Below are 20,916 nucleotides of genomic sequence, written 5' to 3' on the forward strand. Positions count from 1 at the left end.
GTACGAGGGCCCCGGTACGCGCTCGCGTACCGGGGCCCTCGTGCGTCCGGTGCCGGGCCGGCCGACTGGCGCGGCTGGCCCGGCTGCTACGGCCTGCGGGCGGAGGTGACGCGGTAGACGTCGTAGACGCCCTCGACGCCCCGTACGGCCTTCAGGACGTGGCCGAGGTGCTTCGGGTCGCCCATCTCGAAGGTGAACCGGGAGGTGGCCACCCGGTCGCGGGAGGTCTGGACCGCGGCCGAGAGGATGTTGACGTGCTGGTCCGACAGGACCCGGGTGACGTCCGAGAGGAGGCGGGAGCGGTCCAGTGCCTCGACCTGGATGGCGACCAGGAAGACCGACGACTGGGTGGGCGCCCACTCGACCTCTAGGATCCGCTCGGGCTGCTGGGAGAGGGAGTCCACGTTGACGCAGTCCGCACGGTGAACCGATACGCCACTGCCGCGGGTGACGAACCCGATGATCGGGTCGCCGGGCACCGGGGTGCAGCAGCGGGCCAGCTTGACCCAGACGTCGTCGACGCCCTTGACGACGACACCCGGGTCGGCGCTGCCGCGCCGCTTGGTGCGGGCGCGGGACGGCGGGACGCTCTCCTCGATGTCCTCGTTGGCGGCCTCCTCGCCGCCGAGGGCCTGGACCAGCTTCTGGACGACGCCCTGCGCGGCCACGTGGCCCTCGCCGATCGCCGCGTACAGCGAGGAGATGTCGGGGTAGCGCATCTCGTGGGCGAGGGTGACGAGGGAGTCGCCGGTGAGGATCCGCTGGATCGGCAGGTTCTGCTTGCGCATGGCCCGCGCGATGGCGTCCTTGCCGTGCTCGATGGCCTCGTCGCGGCGCTCCTTGGAGAACCAGGCGCGGATCTTGTTGCGGGCCCGCGGGGACTTGACGAAGCCGAGCCAGTCCCGGGAGGGGCCGGCGCCCTCGGCCTTGGAGGTGAAGACCTCGACGAGGTCGCCGTTGTCGAGGGTGGATTCGAGCGGGACGAGGCGGCCGTTGACGCGGGCGCCTATGGTGCGGTGGCCGACCTCGGTGTGGACCGCGTACGCGAAGTCCACCGGGGTGGCGCCGGCCGGCAGGGCGATGACGTCGCCCTTGGGGGTGAAGACGAACACCTCGTTGCGGGAGAGGTCGAAGCGCAGCGAGTCGAGGAACTCGCCGGGGTCCTCGGTCTCCTTCTGCCAGTCCAGGAGCTGGCGCAGCCAGGCCATGTCGTTGACGGTGTCCTGGCCGGCGCTGCCCTTGGCGGCCTGCGGCACGTCGGTGCGGATCTTGGAGGCACCGGCGACGGTCTGCTGCTTGTACTTCCAGTGCGCGGCGATGCCGTACTCGGCGCGACGGTGCATGTCGAAGGTGCGGATCTGCAGCTCGACCGGCTTGCCGTTGGGCCCGATGACCGTCGTGTGGAGCGACTGGTACATGTTGAACTTGGGCATCGCGATGTAGTCCTTGAACCGCCCCGGAACCGGGTTCCAGCGGGCGTGGACGGTGCCCAGTGCCGCGTAGCAGTCGCGGACCGTGTCGACGAGGACGCGGATGCCGACCAGGTCGTAGATCTCCGCGAAGTCGCGTCCCCGGACGATCATCTTCTGGTAGACGCTGTAGTAGTGCTTGGGCCGGCCGGTGACGGTGGCCTTGATGCGGGCGGCTCTGAGGTCGGTCTGCACCTCGTCGGTGACGATGGCGAGGTACTCGTCCCGCTTCGGCGCGCGCTCGGCGACCAGGCGGACGATCTCGTCGTACATCTTGGGGTAGAGGATCGCGAAGGAGAGGTCCTCCAGCTCCCACTTGATGGTGTTCATGCCCAGCCGGTGGGCCAGCGGGGCGTAGATCTCCAGGGTCTCGCGGGCCTTCTTCTCCTGCTTCTCCCGCTTGAGGTAGCGCATGGTGCGCATGTTGTGCAGGCGGTCCGCGAGCTTGATCACGAGGACGCGCGGGTCCTTGGCCATGGCGACGACCATCTTGCGGACGGTCTCGGCCTGGGCGGCCTCGCCGAACTTGACCCGGTCGAGCTTGGTGACGCCGTCCACGAGGAGGGCCACGGCGTCGCCGAAGTCGCGGCGCAGGTCCTCCAGCCCGTAGTCGGTGTCCTCGACGGTGTCGTGGAGCAGGCCGGCCATGAGGGTGGCCGGGTCCATGCCGAGTTCGGCGAGGATGGTGGTCACCGCGAGCGGGTGGGTGATGTACGGGTCGCCGCTCTTGCGCTTCTGGCCGCGGTGCCAGCGTTCGGCGACCTGGTAGGCCTGCTCGATCTGGCGGAGCGTGGCCGTCTCGATCTTCGGGTCGTTGCTGCGAACTATGCGCAGCAGGGGTTCCAGTACCGGGTTGTACGGGTTGGAACGCTGGACTCCGAGGCGGGCGAGCCGGGCGCGCACACGGTTGGAGGACCCCGCGGGCTTCGTCGGCGCGGGCCTCGCGGGCGCGGGCTTGGCGAGCGGGGCCGGTGGGGGCGCGGCGGGGGGCGCCGCGGCCTTGTCGGCCTGGGGGTCGGGCTGCGCGGCGGAGAGTGGCTGGACCTCGTCTGGCAAGAGCGCTCCTCAGGGGGTCCCCCCGGACGGAGTCCGGGGGAGGATCCGGAGCCCCGGTCAGGTCCGGATATCCCATGGTAGCGAGGGTTCCGCCTGCCTGTTCCCCCCGCCCGGGGCCGCCCGGCCGGGATGTGCCGGAGCGGCGGGTCCGGGGAGGATCCCCGGAGCCCGCCGCTCCTTCGCCGCGATGCGCCGTTCGGTCGTCAGACGATGATGAGGGCGTCCAGCGGTGCGCCCTCAAGGGCTTCGGCCAACCGCTCCCGTCCCGGCAGGAACGACAGCTCCATGAGGACCGCGACACCCGCGACCTCGGCGCCGGCCCGGCGGATCAGCGACAGCGAGGCGTGGGCGGTGCCGCCGGTGGCCAGGACGTCGTCGATGACCATGACCCGGTCGCCGGCCCGGAGGTCCTCGGCGTGGACCTCGATCTCGGCGGTGCCGTACTCCAGCTCGTACGCCTGGGCGAGGGTCGCCCCGGGCAGCTTGCCGGCCTTGCGCACCGGTACGAAGCCTATGCCCGCCTGGACGGCCACGGGGGCGGCGAGGATGAACCCGCGCGCCTCAAGGCCGACGATCTTCGTCGCCCCGTAGCTGGCGGCCAGCCCGGCAAGGGTGTCCGTCAGCGCGGCGAAGGCCGCCGGGTCCGCCAGCAGGGGGGTGATGTCCTTGAACATCACGCCCGGCTTCGGGTAGTCCGGCACGTCCTTGATGCGGCTGAGGAGCAGCTCGCGGACCTCGGGGGGCAGCGCGGTCATCGCCGGCGCCCCGCAGCCCGGCCCTGCGCCACGATCTGCGGCGCGTCCTCGGCGCCGTACGCCTCGTCGTCCGGCGACTCGCCCTTGGCGGCCGCCGCGGCCCGCTTGGCGAGGACCCGCTTGCGCAGGGCCTTCATCGCCGGCTCGCGCTCCTTGAGGTCCACGACCAGCGGGGTCGCGATGAAGATCGAGGAGTACGCACCGGCCGCGAGGCCTACGAACAGCGACAGCGAGATGTCGTTCAGCATGCCGGCGCCCAGGAAGCCGCCGCCGATGAACAGCAGGCCGGCCACCGGGAGGAGCGCCACGACCGTGGTGTTGATCGAGCGGACCAGGGTGCCGTTGATGCTGCGGTTGGCGATCTCGCCGAAGGTGTAGCGGGTCTGCTTCGTGATGTCCTTCGAGCCCTCCTTCAGGCCGTCGAAGACGACGACGGTGTCGTAGAGGGAGTAGCCGAGGATCGTCAGCAGACCGATCACGGTGCCCGGGGTGACCTCGAAGCCGACGAGCGCGTACACGCCGACGGTGATGGTGAGGTCGTGGATCAGGGCGATCAGCGCGGCGACGGCCATGCGCCATTCGAAGGCGATGGCGAGGTAGATGACCACGAGGACCATGAAGACGCCGAGGCCGGTCCAGGCCTTGTTCGCGATCTGCTCGCCCCAGCTGGGACCGACCAGGTCGGCGTTGATCTCCTCCGCCGGCATCTTCAGACCGGTCGCCAGCTCCTTCTTGACGTCGTTGGCGGAGTCGGTGTCCAGGCTGGCGATCTGGATGCGCAGGGTGCCGTTGCCGAGCTTCTGGACGATCGCCGCGTGGCCGGAGGCCTCCTTGGCGATCTCCCGCGCCTTGACGTCCGAGACGGTCGTCTTGCCGGTGGTGAAGACGGCACCGCCCTTGAACTCGATGCCCATGTTGAGGCCCTGGACGGCCAGGCCGACGATCGCCGTGATGGTGATCAGGATCGAGACGCCGTACCAGATGAAGCGCTTGCCGACGAAGTCGTAGCCGACCTCGCCGCGGTACAGCTTGGCGCCGAGATCTCCGAGCTTCGACATCTCACGCCTCCTTTGCTTCGACGGGGGCGGGGGTGCGGCGGGAGCTCCGCAGCGGCGGGCGGGCGCCCAGGCGCTTCGGGTCGAGGCCGGACCACGGGTGACCGCTGGAGAAGAACTTCGTACGGGCCATCAGCGTCATGAGCGGCTTGGTGAAGAGGAACACCACGACCACGTCGAGCAGGGTGGTCAGGCCGAGGGTGAAGGCGAAGCCCTGCACCTTGCCGACCGTGACGACGAACAGCACCGCGGCGGCCAGGAACGACACGAAGTCGGAGACCAGGATGGTGCGCCGGGCGCGCGGCCAGGCCCGCTCGACGGCGGGGCGCAGGGTGCGGCCCTCGCGGATCTCGTCCCGGATGCGCTCGAAGTACACGATGAACGAGTCCGCGGTGATGCCGATCGCGACGATGGCACCGCACACGGCGGGCAGGTTCAGGGCGAAGCCGATGCCCTTGCCGAGCAGCGACATGAGCGTGTAGGTGAGGATCGCCGAGACCAGGAGGCTGAGGATCGCGATGAACGACAGGCCCCGGTAGTACACGAGCAGGTAGATCACGACGAGCGCGAGGCCGATGGCGCCCGCGATCAGGCCGGCCTTGAGCTGCTCCCCGCCGAGCGCGGCGGTGACGGTGGTGACGCTGTCCTCGCTGAAGGAGAGCGGCAGGGCGCCGTACGAGAGCATGTTGCCCAGGTCCTGGGCGGACTGCTGGGTGAAGCCGCCGGAGATCTCGGCGTTGCCGCCGGTCAGCGCCTGGCTGACGGAGGGGTCGGAGATGACCTTGCCGTCGAGGACGATCGCGAACTGGTTCTGCGGGGCCTGCTTGGTGGCCAGCTCACCGGTGATCTTGGCGAACTTGTCGGCGCCCTTGTCGGTGAACTGCATCGTGACGATCCACTGACCGCGCTGCGGGTCGATGACGCCCTTGGCTTCCTTCACGTCCGTACCGGCGACACCGGCCGGACCGAGGATCCACTTGCCCATGGCGGTGCCGCGCTGGCCGCAGGCGAGCGTCGGCTCCTCGGGCTTGACACCCTTGCCGGCGGCGGCGCGCTGCTGCTCGTCGGTGCAGTCCAGGGCGGCGAACCTGGCCTGGAGGTCGGCTGCGGCCGCGTCCACGCCCGACGGGGTCGGGACGGGGGACGGGGCGGCCTTGTTGTCGTCTGCCTTCTTCGACTCGCTCGCCGAGGGCGAGGGAGAGGCCGTGGCGGCGGGGGCCTTGAGGGCCTCACTGACCGCGCGGCCCTGGGAAGTGGCGCTGGACGACGGGGTGGCCGACGCGCCGGGCTTGGCGCTGCCCTCTGCCTTGGGGGTACCGGAGGTGCTCGCGGACGGGCTCGCGGACGGGCTCGGCGTGGCCGCGGGGGCGGCCGGGGCACCGTCGGCGAACGCCAGGACCGGGCGGAAGTAGAGCTGGGCGGTGGTGCCGACCTGCTCGCGGGCCTGCTGCTCGTTCACCCCCTTGGGGATGTTCACGATGATGTGGTCGCGGCCCTGGGTCTGGACCTCGGCCTCCGAGACGCCGAGACCGTTGACGCGGCGGTCGATGATGCCGACCGCCGTGTTCATGTTGGTCTCGTTGACCGCGTCCGGCTTGCCCGGCTCGCTCTTCGCCTTGAGGGTGATGGTCGTGCCGCCCGCGAGGTCGATGCCCAGGCGGGGGGTCGTCTGCTTCGAGAGGAACATCCCCGCGGTGAGCGCCACCATCGCGATCAGGATGATGGCCAGGGCGCGGCCCGGCCTCCCCTGAGCCCCCGTGGGCCGTCGGCCCTTCTTCGGTGCTGCCACCTTGTCGTATCTCCCTGTCCAACCGTCCGGGCGGCGCTTCGGTCAGCGCGCGGACGGCCACGAAATGTGTGGTGGGGACCCCTGCCCCCCGCAGAAGTATCACTGGCGGGGACCGCGAGGCCGCCGGTCGGGCGCCGTCGCGGTCCCCGGGCGGGGCGCGTGTTACTTCGCGCCGGCCTCGCCGTCGGACTTGCCGTCCTTCGGCTGTTCGCCCTCGGGGGCGTCCTTCTTGCCCAGGTCGAGCTTCGGCTCGGTCTCGTCCTTGGTCAGGGAGGAGATGTCGTCGGGGACGACGGGCGTGTCGTGGTCGGCCGGGTTCTCGGCGCCGTGCACGATGCGGTTGTACTCCGCGTCCTCCAGCACGGCGGCGACCGCCATCTTCGCGTAGATCGCGTGGACGCCGGGTGCCACCTCCAGGGTGACGGTGTCCTCACCGATCTCCTTGACCGTGGCGTACATGCCGCCGATGGTGCGGATACCGGTGCCGGGCGTCATCTGGTCGCGCATCTGCGCGGCCTGCTGCTGCTTCTTCTTCGCGGAGCGGGTCATCAGGAACATCGCCCCGATGAGCACGATGAACGGGAGGAGTGTCACGAGATTCACGGGACGGAGATCCTTCGCACGACCGCCGGGGAAGACGGCCTTTGTTCTACGGGGGTGGGCACGCCGACCCGAAGGGTCGGCATCGGCGGAGTCTAGGCGAGTCCGCACCGATGGAACAACGCCCAGCATGGCACCGTAGTTCCCGGCCGGGCGAACCTCCGCGCCGTCACACCCCGAACAGGCCCTGCTGGCCGCCCGATCCCGCGCCGCCCTGCTGCGGCGGGACAAGCCCCAGGTGAGCCCATGCTGCGGGGGTGGCGACCCGCCCCCGGGGGGTGCGGGCGAGCAGTCCTCCGCGGACGAGGAACGGCTCGGCGACCTCCTCCACGGTCTCGCGCTCCTCGCCGACGGCGACGGCGAGGGTGGAGAGCCCGACGGGGCCGCCGCCGAACAGCTTGAGCAGGGCTTCCAGCACGGCCCGGTCGAGGCGGTCGAGGCCCCGCGCGTCCACCTCGTAGACCTGGAGGGCGGTGGCGGCCACCTCGCGGGTGATCACCCCGTCGGCGCGGACCTGGGCGTAGTCGCGTACGCGGCGCAGCAGGCGGTTGGCGATGCGGGGGGTGCCGCGGGAGCGACCGGCGATCTCGGCGGCGCCGCCGGTGTCGATCTCGACGTCGAGGAGGCGGGCGGAGCGCTGGATGACGCGTTCCAGTTCCTCGGGGGCGTAGAACTCCATGTGGCCGGTGAAGCCGAAGCGGTCGCGCAGCGGGGGCGGCAGCAGACCGGCCCGGGTGGTCGCGCCGACGAGGGTGAACGGAGGGAGCTCCAGCGGGATCGCGGTGGCGCCGGGGCCCTTGCCGACGATCACGTCGACGCGGAAGTCCTCCATGGCCATGTACAGCATCTCCTCGGCGGGCCGGGACATGCGGTGGATCTCGTCGAGGAAGAGGACCTCGCCCTCCTGGAGGGAGGAGAGGATCGCGGCGAGGTCGCCGGCGTGCTGGATGGCGGGGCCGGAGGTGATCCGGATGGGCGCCCCCATCTCCGCGGCGATGATCATCGAAAGGGTGGTCTTGCCGAGGCCGGGGGCGCCGGAGAGCAGGACGTGGTCGGCGGTGGCGCCGCGCTGTTTGGCGGCCTTGAGGACCAGGTCCAGCTGCTGGCGGACCTTCTCCTGGCCGACGAACTCGTCGAGGTCCTTGGGGCGCAGGGCCGCCTCGACGGCGGTGTCCTCGCCGTCCGCGGCCGGCGCGACAATGCGCTCGCTCTCGTCGTCCCAGTTCACGGTGTCAGTCTGCCTTCTCGGTTCGTACGGTCATCGGCTGCCGGGCGGCGGGGCGCCGGTGGCAGCGGCTGCGGTGGGCGCGGGCCGGTCAGCGGGCGCGGTTGAGGGTCTGGAGGGCGGCGCGCAGCAGCTGCGGCACCGGAGCCGAGCCTCCCTCGGCGAGGGCGGCCTCGGCCTGCGGGGTGACGGCCGCGACGGCCTCCTCCGCCTCGCGGGAGGCGTAGCCCAGCCCGATGAGGGCGGCGGAGAGCTGCTCGGTCCAGGGGGCGGGGCCGGAGGCGGCCGCGCGCTGGGCCCCGACCAGGGCTCCGGTGCCGTGGGGGGCGCCCAGCTTGCCCTTGAGCTCCAGCAGGAGCTTCTGGGCGCCCTTCTTGCCGATGCCGGGCACCGCGGTGAGGGCCTTCTCGTCGCCGGATTCCACGGCCCGGCGGAGCGCGTCCGGGCTGTGCACGCCGAGCATGGCCTGGGCGAGGCGCGGCCCGACGCCGCTGGCGGTCTGGAGCAGTTCGAAGACCTGCCGCTCGTCGTCGTCGGCGAACCCGTACAGGGTGAGCGAGTCCTCGCGGACGACCAGGGAGGTGGCGAGCCGGGCGGTCTCCCCCACGCGCAGGCCCGCGATGGTGGTCGGGGTGCACTGCACGGCCATGCCCACTCCCCCGACCTCGACGACGGCCAGGGTGGGGCTGAGCGCGGCGACCGGGCCGCTGACGAAGGCGATCATCGGGTACGGCCTTTCGGGGTGTGCAGGGCGACCGCCTGCTGAAGGCGGTTCTGGGCGGGGGCGCGCCAGATGTGGCAGATGGCGAGGGCGAGGGCGTCCGCGGCGTCGGCGGGCCTGGGCGGGGCGGAGAGCCGCAGCAGCCGGGTGACCATCGCACCGACCTGGGCCTTTTCGGCCCGGCCGGAGCCGGTGACGGCCGCCTTGACCTCGCTGGGGGTGTGCAGGGCGACGGGTATGCCGCGGCGGGCGGCGCACAGCATGGCGACAGCGCTGGCCTGGGCGGTGCCCATGACCGTGCTGACGTTGTGCTGGCTGAAGACGCGCTCGACGGCGACGACTTCCGGGCGGTGCTCGTCCAGCCACTGCTCGATGCCCCGCTCGACGGCGACGAGCCGGTCGCCGAGCTCCGCCTCGACCGGGGTACGGACGACACCGACGCCGAGCATGGTCAGGGCGCGCCCGGCGACGCCCTCCACCACTCCGACTCCGCAGCGTGTCAGCCCCGGGTCCACGCCGAGTACGCGCACTGCACCCGCCCCTCCTTGGATCGCCTGTCCGTGCAGGCTATCGGGTGGCACCGACAACGCAGCGGGCCGACGGGGTGTGTTCCCCGTCGGCCCGTCTTGACCTGCTGTGGGCGGTGGACGCCGGTCAGGCGTCGACCTTCTCCATGACCTCGTCCGAGACGTCGAAGTTGGCGAAGACGTTCTGGACGTCGTCGCTGTCCTCCAGCGCGTCGATCAGCTTGAAGATCTTGCGCGCGCCCTCCTCGTCCAGTTCGACCTGCATGGTCGGGACGAAGCTGGAGTCGGCCGAGTCGTAGTCGATGCCGGCTTCCTGGAGCGCGGTACGAACCGCCACCAGGTCGGTGGCCTCACTGATGACCTCGAACGTGTCGCCGTTGTCGTTGACCTCTTCGGCCCCCGCCTCCAGCACGGCGCCGAGGACGTCGTCCTCGGACAGCTCGCCCTTGGGCAGGATGATGACGCCCTTGCGGTTGAACAGGTACGAGACCGAGCCCGGGTCGGCCATGGAGCCGCCGTTGCGGGTCATGGCGACGCGCACGTCGGACGCGGCACGGTTGCGGTTGTCGGTGAGGCACTCGATGAGCACGGCGACGCCGTTGGGACCGTAACCCTCGTACATGATCGTCTCGTAGTCGGCGCCGCCGGCCTCCAGGCCGCCGCCGCGCTTGACCGCGGAGTCGATGTTCTTGTTCGGGACCGACTGCTTCTTCGCCTTCTGCACGGCGTCGAAGAGCGTCGGGTTGCCGTCGATGTCGGGACCGCCCATGCGGGCCGCGACCTCGATGTTCTTGATCAGCTTCGCGAAGAGCTTGCCGCGCTTGGCATCGATCACGGCCTTCTTGTGCTTCGTCGTAGCCCATTTAGAGTGGCCGGACATCCGCCTGTCTCCTTCGCGTAACCAACATGGTGTTCGCCTCTGATCCTACCGGGACCCGATTACGACCCCGTGCGCACCATGTCGACGAAGTAGGCGTGGACCCGGTCGTCGCCGGTCAGCTCCGGGTGGAAGGACGTCGCCAGGACGTTGCCCTGCCGGACGGCGACCGTGTGTCCGTCGTACGTGGCGAGGACCTCGGCCTGCGCGCCGACCGACTCCACCCACGGGGCGCGGATGAAGACGCCCTCGACCGGGCCGCCCTCGATGCCGGTGAAGTCGATCGCCGCCTCGAAGGATTCGTTCTGGCGGCCGAACGCGTTGCGGCGGACGATCATGTCGATGCCGCCGAGCGTCTCCTGGTCCTCGCGGCCGTCGAGCAGCTTGTCGGCGAGCATGATCATGCCGGCGCAGGTGCCGTACACGGGCATGCCGGCCCGCACGCGCTCGCGCAGCGGCTCCAGCATGCCGAACAGGACGGCGAGCTTCGACATGGTCGTGGACTCGCCGCCGGGGATCACCAGGGCGTCGACCTCGGCGAGCTCTTCGGGGCGCCGGACCGGCCTGGCCACGGCGTCCGCCGCGGCCAGGGCGATCAGGTGCTCCCGGACGTCGCCCTGGAGGGCCAGGACGCCGATGACGGGGGGGTTGTTCATCTTCGGGGGTGCCTTACCAGCCGCGGTTGGCGTAGCGCTCGGCCTCGGGCAGGGTGTCGCAGTTGATGCCGACCATGGCCTCGCCCAGGTTGCGGGACGCGTCCGCGATGATCTTCGGGTCGTCGTAGAAGGTGGTGGCCTTCACGATGGCGGCGGCGCGCTTGGCCGGGTCGCCCGACTTGAAGATGCCGGAGCCGACGAAGACGCCCTCGGCGCCGAGCTGGCGCATCAGCGCGGCGTCGGCCGGGGTGGCGACACCACCGGCGGAGAACAGCACGACCGGGAGCTTGCCGAGCTCGGCGACCTCCTTGACGAGCTCGTACGGGGCGCGCAGCTCCTTGGCGGCGGCGTACAGCTCGTTGTTGTCGAAGCCGCGCAGCTTGGCGATCTCGTTCTTGATCTGGCGCAGGTGGCGGACGGCCTCGACGACGTTGCCGGTGCCGGCCTCGCCCTTCGAGCGGATCATGGCCGCGCCCTCGGCGATGCGGCGCAGGGCCTCGCCCAGGTTGGTGGCGCCGCAGACGAAGGGGGTCGTGAACGCCCACTTGTCGGAGTGGTTGACCTCGTCGGCCGGGGTCAGGACCTCGGACTCGTCGATGTAGTCGACGCCGAGGGACTGCAGCACCTGGGCCTCGACGAAGTGGCCGATGCGGGACTTGGCCATGACCGGGATGGAGACCGCGTCGATGATCTCCTCGATCATGTTCGGGTCCGACATGCGGGCCACGCCGCCGTCCTTGCGGATGTCCGCGGGGACCCGCTCCAGGGCCATGACGGCAACGGCGCCGGCGTCCTCGGCGATCTTCGCCTGCTCGGCGTTGACGACGTCCATGATCACGCCGCCCTTGAGCTGCTCGGCCATGCCGCGCTTGACGCGCGCGGTGCCGGTCTCGGGGGCCTGCGGGGTGGAGGAAAGCGTGCTCACGGGTGAACCTCACTCGAAAGGAAGACGGTGCTGCGGTGGTGCTCCGCCGAGGAAACCGTCCCCGACCAGTCCACCGCAAGGGCCAATGAGGAGCCGGTGGCCCCTTTCGACTTGGCCAATGGGTACAACTACGGCCGGTCCGCCAGGTCGGCCGGGGGCTCGTCGTCCATTTCGAAGGCGAGGGGGAACGGGGCGTGCCCGGCCAGCCGGAACCAGCGGACCTTGCGGTGCCTGCGCAGCGCCCGGGCCGCCCGTACGGCGTCGTTGTGGAAGCGGCGGGCCATCGGCACCCGGCGCACGGCCGCGGCGAGCTCCTCGGCGGCGGCCTCGCCGCCCGGGGCGGCCTTGAGCTCCTCCACCTGGTCGGCGTCGGCGAACACCGCGCGCAGCGCCTGGCTGAGCTCGCTCTCGGCGACCTCGCGGTGCTCCTCGTCGGCCTGGCGGGCGGCGTGCGCGGCCTCGTACAGCACGATCGAGGAGGCCGGGTCGAGTGCACCGGAGGTGGCCACCTCCAGCACCACCGAGGCGCGGCGGACGAGTTGCGCGTCCAGGGCGGCGCGGGCGGCGTCCATCCGCGTGTGGAGCCGGTCCAGCCGTCCGGCGGTCCAGCTGAGGTAGACCCCGATGACGGCGAGGACCAGGGCGGTCCAGACAAGGGTTTCGATCACGGCCCGCGACTCTACCGCCCGCCCGGGCCGGTGCCCGGCCCCGGCCCCGGGCTCCAGGGCCGGAACGGGCCCGGCCGCAGGAACGGCGGCGGGAAGGCCGGCAGGCCGGGGTGGGGATCAGACCGACGGGTCGCGGGTGAGACCCAGGCGGGTCCGCAGGGGGACGCGCTCGTCGGCGCCCACGGCCGAAGCGCCGTCGGTCACGGTCTCGTAGACGGCCAGGATGTCGGCCCCGACGGTCGACCAGTCGAAGCGGCGCACGTGGGCGGAGCCGCGCGCGCTGAGCCCCGCCCGCCGCCCGGGGTCCCGCAGCAGCTTGACCGCGGCCGCGGCGAGGGCGTCGGCGTCCTCGTTCGCGAACAGCTCCCCCGCCGCGCCCTGGTCCAGGACCTGGGCGAACGCGTCCAGGTCGGAGGCGAGTACGGCGGCCCCGGCCGACAGGGCCTCGACGAGGATGATGCCGAAGCTCTCGCCGCCGGTGTTGGGCGCGACGTACACGTCCACGCTGCGCAGCAGCCTCGCCTTGTCCTCGTCCGAGACCATGCCGAGGAACTCCACGCGCGGGCGGAGCTCCGCGGGCAGGGAGGCCACGGCCTCCTCCTCGTCCCCGCGGCCCGCGACCAGCAGCCGTACGTCGGGGCACTCCTCGACGATCCGCGGGAACGCCTCCATCAGCACCGGCAGGCCCTTGCGCGGCTCGTCGATGCGGCCGATGAACCCCAGGGTCCGCCCGGCCCATTCGGCCTTCGGCTCGGCGGAGGCGAAGAAGTCCACGTCGACCCCGTTCGGGATCACCACGGCGTCCCCGCCCAGGTGCTCGACGAGGGTGCGCCGGGCGTACTCGCTCACCGCGATCCGCGCGCTGATCTTCTCCAGCGCCGGCTGGAGGATCGGGTACGCCGCGATCATGGCCCGCGACCGCGGGTTGGAGGTGTGGAAGGTGGCCACGATGGGCCCCTGCGCGGCCCAGCAGGCGAGCAGCCCCAGCGAGGGCGAGGCCGGCTCGTGGATGTGGATCACGTCGAAGACGCCCTCGTGCAGCCACCGCCGCACCCGTGCCGCCGACAGGAACCCGAAGTTCAGCCGGGCCACCGACCCGTTGTAGGGGACGGGCACGGCCCGCCCGGCCCCGACGACGTACGACGGGAGCGGGGTCTCGTCGTCCGCCGGGGCCAGGACCGACACCTCGTGGCCGAGGCGGATCAGGTGCTCGGCGAGGTCGCGGATGTGGAACTGGACGCCGCCAGGCACGTCCCACGAGTACGGGCAGACGATGCCGATCTTCACGCGGAGCGCTCCTCCAGGTCGTCCAGCCAAAGCCGCTGGAGCATGTGCCAGTCCTCCGGGTGGTCGGCGATGCCCTGCGCGAAGGCGTCGGCCACGGCCTGGGTCATGGCGGCGGTCTTCTCGGTCCGGGTCCCGGTGGCGGGGACCTCCACCTCGGGGTGGATCCGGCCGTGCAGCTTGGGCGTGTCCCCGTAGTACAGGGTGACGGGCAGCAGGGCGGCGCCGGTCTGCTGCGCCAGCAGGGCCGGGCCGGCCGGCATCCGGGCGGTCGCCCCGAAGAACTCCACCTCTACCCCGGACGCGGACAGGTCCCGGTCGGCGACGAGGCAGATCAGGCCGCCGGCGCGGAGCCGGCGGGCCAGGGTGCCGAAGGCGGCGCCGCCGCTGTGCGGGAGGACCTCCATGCCGAGGCCCTCGCGGTAGGCGACGAAGCGGTCGTAGAGCGACTCGGGCTTCAGGCGTTCGGCGACGGTGGTGAACGGGATGCCCAGGTGCCCGGTGACCCAGGCGCCGGCAAGGTCCCAGTTGGCCAGGTGGGGCAGGGCGGCGATGACCCCGCGGCCGGAGGCGACGGCCTCCTTGAGGAGGTGGTCGTCCTGGATGGACACGTCGGTGCCGAACCGGGCCGGGTCCATCGCCGGCAGCCGGAAGGACTCCATCCAGTACCGCATGTACGAGCGCATGCCCGCCTGCGACAGCTCCCGGAGCCGCTCGGGCCCGGCGTCCGGCACGACCCGGGCGAGGTTCGATTCCAGCCGCAGCACGCCCTTGCCGCGGCGCCGCCAGGCGATGTCGGCGATCCGGCGGCCCAGGGCCACCGCCGCCGGCTCGGGCAGCTTCTTCACGCCGGCCCAGCCGAGCCCGTAGAGCCCGTCGACCAGGCGGTCCTGTGCGGCGCCCATCAGGCGGCACCCGGCCCGGGAGCGGCGGCCGACGCGTCGGCCTCGGCCGCCTCCCGGCGTACGGTGACCACGCGCTGGATCAGGGTGACGAGCGAGCCGACCGCCACCACCCACAGCGCGACCGGCAGCAGCACGCCGAGCCACGGGGGGGCGCCGAAGGTCTGGAGCCCCGACAGCCCGGCCGCGACCAGTGAGATCACCAGCCGCTCGGCGCGCTCGACGAGCCCGTTCACGGCCACGGGCAGGCCGATGGATTCGCCGCGGGCCTTGGTGTACGAGACGACCTGGCCGCTGGCCAGGCAGAAGATCGACACGGCGCACAGCACGTTGTCGTCGCCGAAGCCCGCGTACCAGAGCGCGAGGCCGCCGAAGATCGCCGCGTCGGCCACCCGGTCGAGCGTGGAATCGAGGAAGGCGCCCCAGCGGCTGGAGGTCCCGGCCTGGCGGGCCATGTTCCCGTCCACCAGGTCGGAGAACACGAAGAGCGTGATGGTGATCGTGCCCCAGAAGAACTCGCCCCGGGGGAAGAAGACCAGCGCTCCGGCCACCACACCGGCCGTGCCGACGAGCGTGACGGCGTCCGGGCTCACCCCCCGCCGGAGGAGGAACGCGGCGAATGGCGTGAGAACACGCGTGAAGAACGCACGCGCGTACTTGTTCAGCATGGCCTTCCCGGAGGGTCGCTGGGCCGTACGGCCCCATCGGCCACCGGCTGGCCCATCGTAGCCAGCGGCCCGGGGCGGCATACCCGCGCACCCACCGGTTCATGCCGGGCAATCGGGCGGCCGCCGCCGGAGCCCCCCGGGCCCGCCCGGCCACCGCCGGAACCCGCCGGGCCCGCCCGGCCACCGCCGGAACCCGCCGGGCCCGCCCGGCCACCGCCGGAACCCGCCGGGAACCGGACCGGCCGCGCCCCGTCATGCGCCGGACGGCGGCGCGTATTACATATGGACGCAGAGTGACGCCGGTGCAAAGCTCGGAGGACGCCGATCACCTCCTCACCGTCACCCCGGGAGGCACGAGCATCATGGGAGCCACATCACACCAAGCCGGAGCCGCCGGCAGGGCACCGACGGCCGACCGGCCCTCGTCCGTACGGAACGTCGTGCTGGTCGGCCACAGCGGGGCCGGCAAGACCACGCTCGTCGAGGCCCTCGCCCTCACCGCCGGAGCCGTGACCAGGGCGGGCCGGGTCGAGGACGGCGCCACCGTCTCCGACCACGACGAGATCGAGCACCGCCAGCAGCGTTCCGTACAGCTCTCCCTCGTCCCCGTCGAATGGGGCGGAATCAAGGTCAACATCCTGGACACCCCCGGATACGCCGACTTCGTCGGCGAGCTCAGGGCCGGTCTGCGCGCCGCGGACGCGGCCCTCTTCGTCGTCTCCTCCTCGGACGGCATCGACGGCGCCACCCGCATGCTCTGGGAGGAGTGCCAGGCCGTCGGCATGCCCCGCGCCATCGTGGTCACCCATCTGGAGGCGGCCCGCGCCGACTACGCCCAGATGGCCGCGGTCTGCGGAGAGGCCTTCGGCGCCGACGACCCGGACGCCGTCATTCCCCTCTACCTGCCCCTCTACGGCCCCGCCGGACCCGACGGGCACGCGCCCGTCACCGGCCTCCTCGGCCTGCTGTCCCAGCGCGTGTACGAGTACGGCAGCGGCGCCCGCGTCGAACGCGACCCCACGCCCGAGGAGCTCGACCAGATCACGGGAGCCCGCTCCCGCCTCATCGAGGGCATCATCGCCGAGAGCGAGGACGAGACCCTCATGGACCGCTACCTCGGCGGCGAGGACATCGACCTCAAGACCCTCGTCGACGACCTGGAGCGCGCCGTCGCCCGCGGGACCTTCCACCCGGTCCTCATGGCCGCGCCCGCAGCGGACGGCGCCCGCCAGGGCCTCGGCACCGTCGAACTCCTGGAACTGATCACCGGCGGCTTCCCCACCCCCCTCGAAACCGCCCCCGTCCCCGTCACCACCCCCGACGGCGCCGAACGCCCGGCCGCCACCTGCGACCCCGACGGCCCCCTCGTCGCCGAGGTCGTCAAAACCTCATCCGACCCGTACGTGGGCCGCATCTCCCTCGTACGGGTCTTCTCCGGCACCCTCCGCCCCGAGCAGACCGTCCACGTCAGCGGGCACGGCCTCACCGACCGCGGCCACGAGGACCACGACGTCGACGAACGCATCGGCAGCCTCACCTCCCCCTTCGGAAAACAGCAGCGCCCCCTCACCCAGGTCATCGCCGGCGACCTGGCCTGCGTGGCCAAGCTGGGCCGCGCCGAAACCGGCGACACCCTCTCCGCCAAGGACCGGCCCCTGCTCATGGAGCCGTGGCAGATGCCCGACCCGCTGCTCCCCGTCGCCATCCGGGCCCACAGCAAGGCCGACGAGGACAAGCTCTCCCAGGGCCTCGCCCGCCTCGTCGCCGAGGACCCGACCATGCGGCTGGAGCAGAACCCGGACACCCACCAGCTCGTCCTGTGGTGCCTGGGCGAGGCCCACCAGGACGTCGCCCTCGAACGCCTGCGCACCCGCTACGGCGTCCAGGTCGACCCGGTCCCCCACAAGGTCAGCCTGCGCGAGACCTTCGGCGCGAAGGCCGCGGGCCGGGGCCGGCACGTCAAGCAGTCCGGCGGCCACGGCCAGTTCGCCATCTGCGAGATCGAGGTCGAGCCGCTCCCGCCGGGCAGCGGCATCGAGTTCGTCGACAAGGTCGTCGGCGGCGCCGTCCCCCGGCAGTTCATCCCCTCCGTCGAAAAGGGCGTCCGCAGTCAGGCCGCCCGCGGCGTGGCCGCCGGCTATCCCCTCGTCGACATCCGGGTGACCCTCCTCGACGGCAAGGCCCACTCGGTGGACTCCTCCGACGCCGCGTTCCAGACCGCCGGCGCACTCGCCCTGCGCGAGGCCGCCGCCGACGCCCCCATCCACCTCCTCGAACCGGTCGCCGAGCTCACCGTCCTCGTGCCCGACGACTACGTGGGCCCCGTCATGAGCGACCTCGCCGGCCGGCGCGGCCGCGTCGTCGGCACCGAGCAGGCCGCGCAGGGGCGCACCCTGGTCCGGGTGGACATCCCCGAGGTCGAGATCAGCCGCTACGCGATCGACCTGCGCTCCGTATCGCACGGCACCGGCAGCTTCACCCGCGCCTACGCCCGCCACGAACCGATGCCCCCACATGTCGCCGACAAGGTGCGCGAACAGCTGGAGAAGGGAAGCACTCTGACGTAGTGCCAGGGAGCCGCCCGTCCAACCCGCTTGCTTCGGGCGGCATTTCCTTGTCCCATGACCGTGGGGGCAGATACGCCGATAGGCTCATCCGCGCGGCACGACAGCACGACGCACAGCGATGGGGGCAGCGGTGGCGGACGACGGATTCGACTTCAGGCCCGGGGCGCAGGTCCCACTCCAGGGCGGCGGCGGCCAGACCGCCGCGACCAACGCCCTCGCCTCGGCGGCCTACCGCGACGGGGGGAAGGACACCAAGCTGACCGCCCTCCTCGACGCCAACAACGAGTACCACTCCTCCACCGTCAAACCCCCGAGAATCTCCCTCTTCGAGCCGAACCTCGGCGAGGCCTTCTGCCGCGCCGTGGAGGCCCGTACCCTCCCGGCCGGCCGCAAGCCGATCATCCAGTCCTTCGGTGCCGACCCGCAGACCGTCGTGGAGCACTGCCTGGCCGCCTCCCACATCCGCAAGGAACGCGACCGCAAGCTGCGCCTGATCATGCTGGTCGCCGGGGTGCTGTTCCTGCCGGGTCTGCTGCTGTGGCTGGGCCTGTTCCAGCTCCGCAAGAGCCTGCTGGGCAGCGAGAAGTACGCCTCCTGGCTGAGCACCCTCGTCCTGGTCGGCGTCGGCGTCGTCGCGGCCGTGCTGATGTTCCGGCTGCCGTTCGACGGCTTCCTCGGCCTCTACCTGCGCGGCATGATCATCATGCCGGCGCTCGGCTGGTTCCTCGCCCGCCGGATCTGCGAGTCCACCGCCGCCGACCTGCGTTCCCGCTGGGACGGCCTGCTCTCGGGCGGCGGCGTCGGCGCCAAGATCCCCGAGGCGGTGCCCGGCAACCCCGACGAGAAGGCCCGCGAGGACCTGCGCCACGCCCTGGCCAAGCTCACCGCCGAGAACCGCAGCAACGCGGTCTTCTACGCCGGCCCCAAGGGCATCCTCGGCATGGGCACCCGCTGGGGCAGCTGGCAGCTGGCCGAGGAGCTGGTCCCCAAGACCGAGGGCACGGAGATCCACCCGTTCCGCAGCTGGGACGTCATACGGGCCGTGGACACCGAGCTGCGCAAGCTGGAGCGCGGCCCCCTGCACACCGGCGGGCTCCCGCCCGCGTCCGTCCAACACTGGATCGTCGCCCCGGTCGGCGAGGGCGCCGCCGAGGTGACCCGCCCGTCCGGCGCGGACGTGGACACCTTCCTCGTCAAGCCGCACGAGATCACCCGCATCTGCAACGAGCAGCAGTTCAGCGGCGGCAACCGGCACTACCTGGGCATCCAGTACCCGCTGTGGGACGGCCAGCTCGTGATCACCATGCTGGTCACGGTCACGGTGCTGTACAAGACGCTGCGGGTGGAGGTCACCGGCCACGCCCTCGGCCCTGTCCACGGCCTGTTCGGCACGAAGTCCAAGCCGCCGACCGTGGAGGTCCCCAAGTCGATCAAGTTCTGGGAGACCGTGGAGCGCCCGCTGCCCCTGGTCGACGCCCAGGAGGTGGTCCGGCTCGCCGTCCGGGCCCCGCTGACCTGGTACCCGCCGCTCCTGGAGTACTTCGGCGGCAAGCTGGTGCTGCCCGAGCCCTTCGGCGCCCGCCACGTGTGGGCGGGCCAGCCCTGGCGCCACCGGTTCATGGCCGACGACGCCCTGCGCGCCGCGACCCCGGTCCTGCGCGCCGTGCACACCGCCGCGATGCGGGTCCTGGACGAGAACGGCGTCGACACCGAGCGCTTCGGCAACCGGTCGATGGTGGTCAGCGGCCTGGTCCAGGACGCGTCCCCCCGCAAGGCGGACGTCTACGACGCCTAGCGGCGGGGCAGGGGATCCGGGAGGCGGCGAGCAGCCGGCTCCCGGACCGCCGGGAAGCTCTGCGGCTCAGTCGTTCGGCCAGGCGTCGGCGAGCATCTGCCGGGTGTCGGCGAGGAGCTGCGGCAGCACCTTCGTGTGCCCGACGACGGGCATGAAGTTCGTGTCCCCGCCCCAGCGGGGCACGATGTGCTGGTGCAGGTGCGCGGCGATGCCCGCGCCCGCCGCCGAGCCCTGGTTCATGCCGATGTTGAACCCGTGCGCCCCGGAGGCCTTGCGCAGCGCGACCATGGCCCGCTTGGTGAGGTCGGCCAGCTCGGCCGTCTCCGCCGCGTCCAGCTCCGTGTAGTCGGCGACGTGGCGGTACGGGACCACCATCAGGTGGCCGCCGTTGTACGGGTAGAGGTTCAGCACCGCGTAGACGTGCTTGCCGCGGGCGACGACCAGCCCGTCCCGGTCGGACATCTCCGGGATCCCGCAGAAGGGGCAGCCGTCCCCCGCCTCGGGACCGGTGGGCTTGTTCTCGCCCTGGATGTAGGCCATGCGGTGGGGCGTCCACAGCCGCTGGAACGAGTCCTGCGTCCCGACGCCATTCTGCTGCTCCGGCTGAGTCGTCATGTGATGCAGCATATGACCTTGTCGTGGCGCGGCGTGTCGTCGGGGCGGAGATCGCCCCGCGGGCGGGGATCCTGGCCCGATGCACGAAGTAACGGCCGAGCGCAGGCAGCGCTGGGAGGACCTCACCGAGATCCCCCTGCTGATCGCCTCGCTGCTCTACCTCGCCGCCTACGCCGTCTACGTCCTCGCCCCGCCGACGGACCACTGGGTGCGGGGCGTCGCGCTCCTCGTCATCGTCGGCACCTGGCTGTGCTTCGCCGTGGACTACCTGTTCCGCATGCTGCTGAGCGGCCTGCGCCCGCTGCGATTCCTGCGCGCGCACTGGCTCGACACCCTGGTCCTCGTGCTCCCGCTGCTGCGCCCCCTGCGGCTGGTGCAGATCTACATGGCCCTGCAGCGCCGGCGGGAACGGCCCCGGATGGAGCTGTACCAGCGGGTGGTCGCGTACGCCGGGACGTCGGCCGTGCTGCTCGGTTTCGCCGGCGCACTGGCGGTCTACCAGCACGAGCGGTACGCCCCGGGGGCGAGCATCGTCACCTTCGGGGACTCGGTCTGGTGGACGTGCGCGACGCTGACGACGATCGGGTACGGGGACGTGGTCCCGGTGACGACGATGGGCCGCACCATCGCCGCCTTCATGATGGCCTTCGGCCTGGCGCTGCTGGGCGCGGTGACGGGCTCGTTCTCGTCGTGGCTCGTCCAGGTCTTCGAGCAGGACGAGAAGGGGCCCCCGGAAAACGGGAAGGCCCCCGGGAAGTGAGA

19 protein-coding genes are annotated in these 20,916 nt (G+C 71.8%); 3 read left to right on the forward strand and 16 right to left on the reverse strand.

The features are described 5' to 3' along the window. Positions 1 to 86: 86 nt before the first annotated feature. The 15 genes from ACFV7Q_RS06940 to pgsA form a co-directional block, all read right to left on the reverse strand. Positions 87 to 2,525 (reverse strand): RelA/SpoT family protein, encoded by a 2,439-nt coding sequence (locus ACFV7Q_RS06940; RefSeq protein ID WP_385424536.1) that lies wholly within the window; start codon positions 2,523 to 2,525, stop codon positions 87 to 89. A gap of 203 nt (positions 2,526 to 2,728) precedes the next feature. Beyond that, on the reverse strand, positions 2,729 to 3,280 hold the full coding sequence (locus tag ACFV7Q_RS06945; protein WP_385424539.1) for an adenine phosphoribosyltransferase: 552 nt from the start codon (positions 3,278 to 3,280) through the stop codon (positions 2,729 to 2,731). Beyond that, positions 3,277 to 4,338, reverse strand: coding sequence for a protein translocase subunit SecF (gene secF, locus ACFV7Q_RS06950; protein ID WP_385424542.1), 1,062 nt, complete (start codon positions 4,336 to 4,338; stop codon positions 3,277 to 3,279). Before secF ends, ACFV7Q_RS06945 begins: the two co-directional genes overlap by 4 nt. 1 nt (position 4,339) lies before the next feature. Further along, positions 4,340 to 6,124 (reverse strand): protein translocase subunit SecD, encoded by a 1,785-nt coding sequence (gene secD / locus ACFV7Q_RS06955; protein ID WP_385424545.1) that lies wholly within the window; start codon positions 6,122 to 6,124, stop codon positions 4,340 to 4,342. A gap of 162 nt (positions 6,125 to 6,286) precedes the next feature. Further along, entirely contained in the window at positions 6,287 to 6,727 is a 441-nt protein-coding gene (yajC, locus tag ACFV7Q_RS06960; protein WP_385424547.1) for a preprotein translocase subunit YajC, read from the reverse strand. Between the two features lie 166 nt (positions 6,728 to 6,893). Next, a complete protein-coding gene (gene ruvB, locus ACFV7Q_RS06965) occupies positions 6,894 to 7,952 on the reverse strand; it encodes a Holliday junction branch migration DNA helicase RuvB (protein WP_385424550.1) in 1,059 nt (352 codons plus the stop codon). Between the two features lie 88 nt (positions 7,953 to 8,040). After that, positions 8,041 to 8,673, reverse strand: coding sequence for a Holliday junction branch migration protein RuvA (gene ruvA / locus ACFV7Q_RS06970; protein WP_385424553.1), 633 nt, complete (start codon positions 8,671 to 8,673; stop codon positions 8,041 to 8,043). Continuing rightward, positions 8,670 to 9,200, reverse strand: coding sequence for a crossover junction endodeoxyribonuclease RuvC (gene ruvC / locus ACFV7Q_RS06975; RefSeq protein WP_385424555.1), 531 nt, complete (start codon positions 9,198 to 9,200; stop codon positions 8,670 to 8,672). Before ruvC ends, ruvA begins: the two co-directional genes overlap by 4 nt. Before the next feature lie 124 nt (positions 9,201 to 9,324). After that, positions 9,325 to 10,077 carry a YebC/PmpR family DNA-binding transcriptional regulator gene (locus ACFV7Q_RS06980; RefSeq protein WP_385424558.1) on the reverse strand — a complete coding sequence of 251 codons (753 nt, stop codon included), beginning with the start codon at positions 10,075 to 10,077 and terminating at the stop codon, positions 9,325 to 9,327. Positions 10,078 to 10,136: 59 nt separating this feature from the next. Further along, positions 10,137 to 10,730, reverse strand: a complete 594-nt coding sequence (gene pdxT, locus ACFV7Q_RS06985) for a pyridoxal 5'-phosphate synthase glutaminase subunit PdxT (RefSeq protein ID WP_385424561.1) — start codon at positions 10,728 to 10,730, stop codon at positions 10,137 to 10,139. Positions 10,731 to 10,743: 13 nt separating this feature from the next. Next, positions 10,744 to 11,655, reverse strand: coding sequence for a pyridoxal 5'-phosphate synthase lyase subunit PdxS (pdxS, locus tag ACFV7Q_RS06990; protein WP_385424564.1), 912 nt, complete (start codon positions 11,653 to 11,655; stop codon positions 10,744 to 10,746). Positions 11,656 to 11,783: 128 nt separating this feature from the next. Next, positions 11,784 to 12,323, reverse strand: coding sequence for a hypothetical protein (locus tag ACFV7Q_RS06995; RefSeq protein WP_385424566.1), 540 nt, complete (start codon positions 12,321 to 12,323; stop codon positions 11,784 to 11,786). 117 nt (positions 12,324 to 12,440) lie between these two features. Further along, entirely contained in the window at positions 12,441 to 13,610 is a 1,170-nt protein-coding gene (locus tag ACFV7Q_RS07000) for a glycosyltransferase family 4 protein (RefSeq protein WP_385424569.1), read from the reverse strand. Continuing rightward, on the reverse strand, positions 13,607 to 14,512 hold the full coding sequence (locus ACFV7Q_RS07005) for a phosphatidylinositol mannoside acyltransferase (protein ID WP_385424572.1): 906 nt from the start codon (positions 14,510 to 14,512) through the stop codon (positions 13,607 to 13,609). Before ACFV7Q_RS07005 ends, ACFV7Q_RS07000 begins: the two co-directional genes overlap by 4 nt. Next, positions 14,512 to 15,177, reverse strand: a complete 666-nt coding sequence (pgsA, locus tag ACFV7Q_RS07010) for a phosphatidylinositol phosphate synthase (RefSeq protein ID WP_385424575.1) — start codon at positions 15,175 to 15,177, stop codon at positions 14,512 to 14,514. Before pgsA ends, ACFV7Q_RS07005 begins: the two co-directional genes overlap by 1 nt. A 362-nt stretch (positions 15,178 to 15,539) precedes the next feature. On the opposite strand from pgsA, the gene ACFV7Q_RS07015 reads away from it, so the two are divergent. Both ACFV7Q_RS07015 and ACFV7Q_RS07020 read left to right on the forward strand, forming a co-directional pair. Further along, positions 15,540 to 17,744, forward strand: a complete 2,205-nt coding sequence (locus ACFV7Q_RS07015) for an elongation factor G-like protein EF-G2 (protein ID WP_385424752.1) — start codon at positions 15,540 to 15,542, stop codon at positions 17,742 to 17,744. Between the two features lie 130 nt (positions 17,745 to 17,874). Next, positions 17,875 to 19,539, forward strand: coding sequence for a hypothetical protein (locus ACFV7Q_RS07020; protein WP_385424577.1), 1,665 nt, complete (start codon positions 17,875 to 17,877; stop codon positions 19,537 to 19,539). Positions 19,540 to 19,605: 66 nt separating this feature from the next. Here the strand turns inward: ACFV7Q_RS07020 and ACFV7Q_RS07025 are convergent, their stop codons facing one another. Beyond that, entirely contained in the window at positions 19,606 to 20,166 is a 561-nt protein-coding gene (locus ACFV7Q_RS07025) for an HIT family protein (RefSeq protein WP_385424580.1), read from the reverse strand. Positions 20,167 to 20,233: 67 nt separating this feature from the next. Between ACFV7Q_RS07025 and ACFV7Q_RS07030 the strand changes: the two genes are divergently transcribed. Further along, positions 20,234 to 20,914 (forward strand): potassium channel family protein, encoded by a 681-nt coding sequence (locus ACFV7Q_RS07030; protein ID WP_385424582.1) that lies wholly within the window; start codon positions 20,234 to 20,236, stop codon positions 20,912 to 20,914. Positions 20,915 to 20,916: the final 2 nt, after the last annotated feature.

The organism is Streptomyces sp. NPDC059851, assembly GCF_042732005.1.
In the GTDB taxonomy this organism is placed as follows: domain Bacteria; phylum Actinomycetota; class Actinomycetes; order Streptomycetales; family Streptomycetaceae; genus Streptomyces.

Coding starts and splice junctions, on each gene's coding strand:
- ACFV7Q_RS07030 (WP_385424582.1), top strand. CDS start 20,234: ATGCACGAAGTAACGGCCGAGCGCAGGCAGCGCTGGGAGGACCTCACC.
- ACFV7Q_RS06945 (WP_385424539.1), bottom strand. CDS start 3,280: ATGACCGCGCTGCCCCCCGAGGTCCGCGAGCTGCTCCTCAGCCGCATC.
- pgsA (WP_385424575.1), bottom strand. CDS start 15,177: ATGCTGAACAAGTACGCGCGTGCGTTCTTCACGCGTGTTCTCACGCCA.
- secF (WP_385424542.1), bottom strand. CDS start 4,338: ATGTCGAAGCTCGGAGATCTCGGCGCCAAGCTGTACCGCGGCGAGGTC.
- pdxT (WP_385424561.1), bottom strand. CDS start 10,730: ATGAACAACCCCCCCGTCATCGGCGTCCTGGCCCTCCAGGGCGACGTC.
- ACFV7Q_RS07025 (WP_385424580.1), bottom strand. CDS start 20,166: ATGCTGCATCACATGACGACTCAGCCGGAGCAGCAGAATGGCGTCGGG.
- ACFV7Q_RS06980 (WP_385424558.1), bottom strand. CDS start 10,077: ATGTCCGGCCACTCTAAATGGGCTACGACGAAGCACAAGAAGGCCGTG.
- ACFV7Q_RS07005 (WP_385424572.1), bottom strand. CDS start 14,512: ATGGGCGCCGCACAGGACCGCCTGGTCGACGGGCTCTACGGGCTCGGC.
- ACFV7Q_RS07015 (WP_385424752.1), top strand. CDS start 15,540: ATGGGAGCCACATCACACCAAGCCGGAGCCGCCGGCAGGGCACCGACG.
- ruvA (WP_385424553.1), bottom strand. CDS start 8,673: ATGATCGCCTTCGTCAGCGGCCCGGTCGCCGCGCTCAGCCCCACCCTG.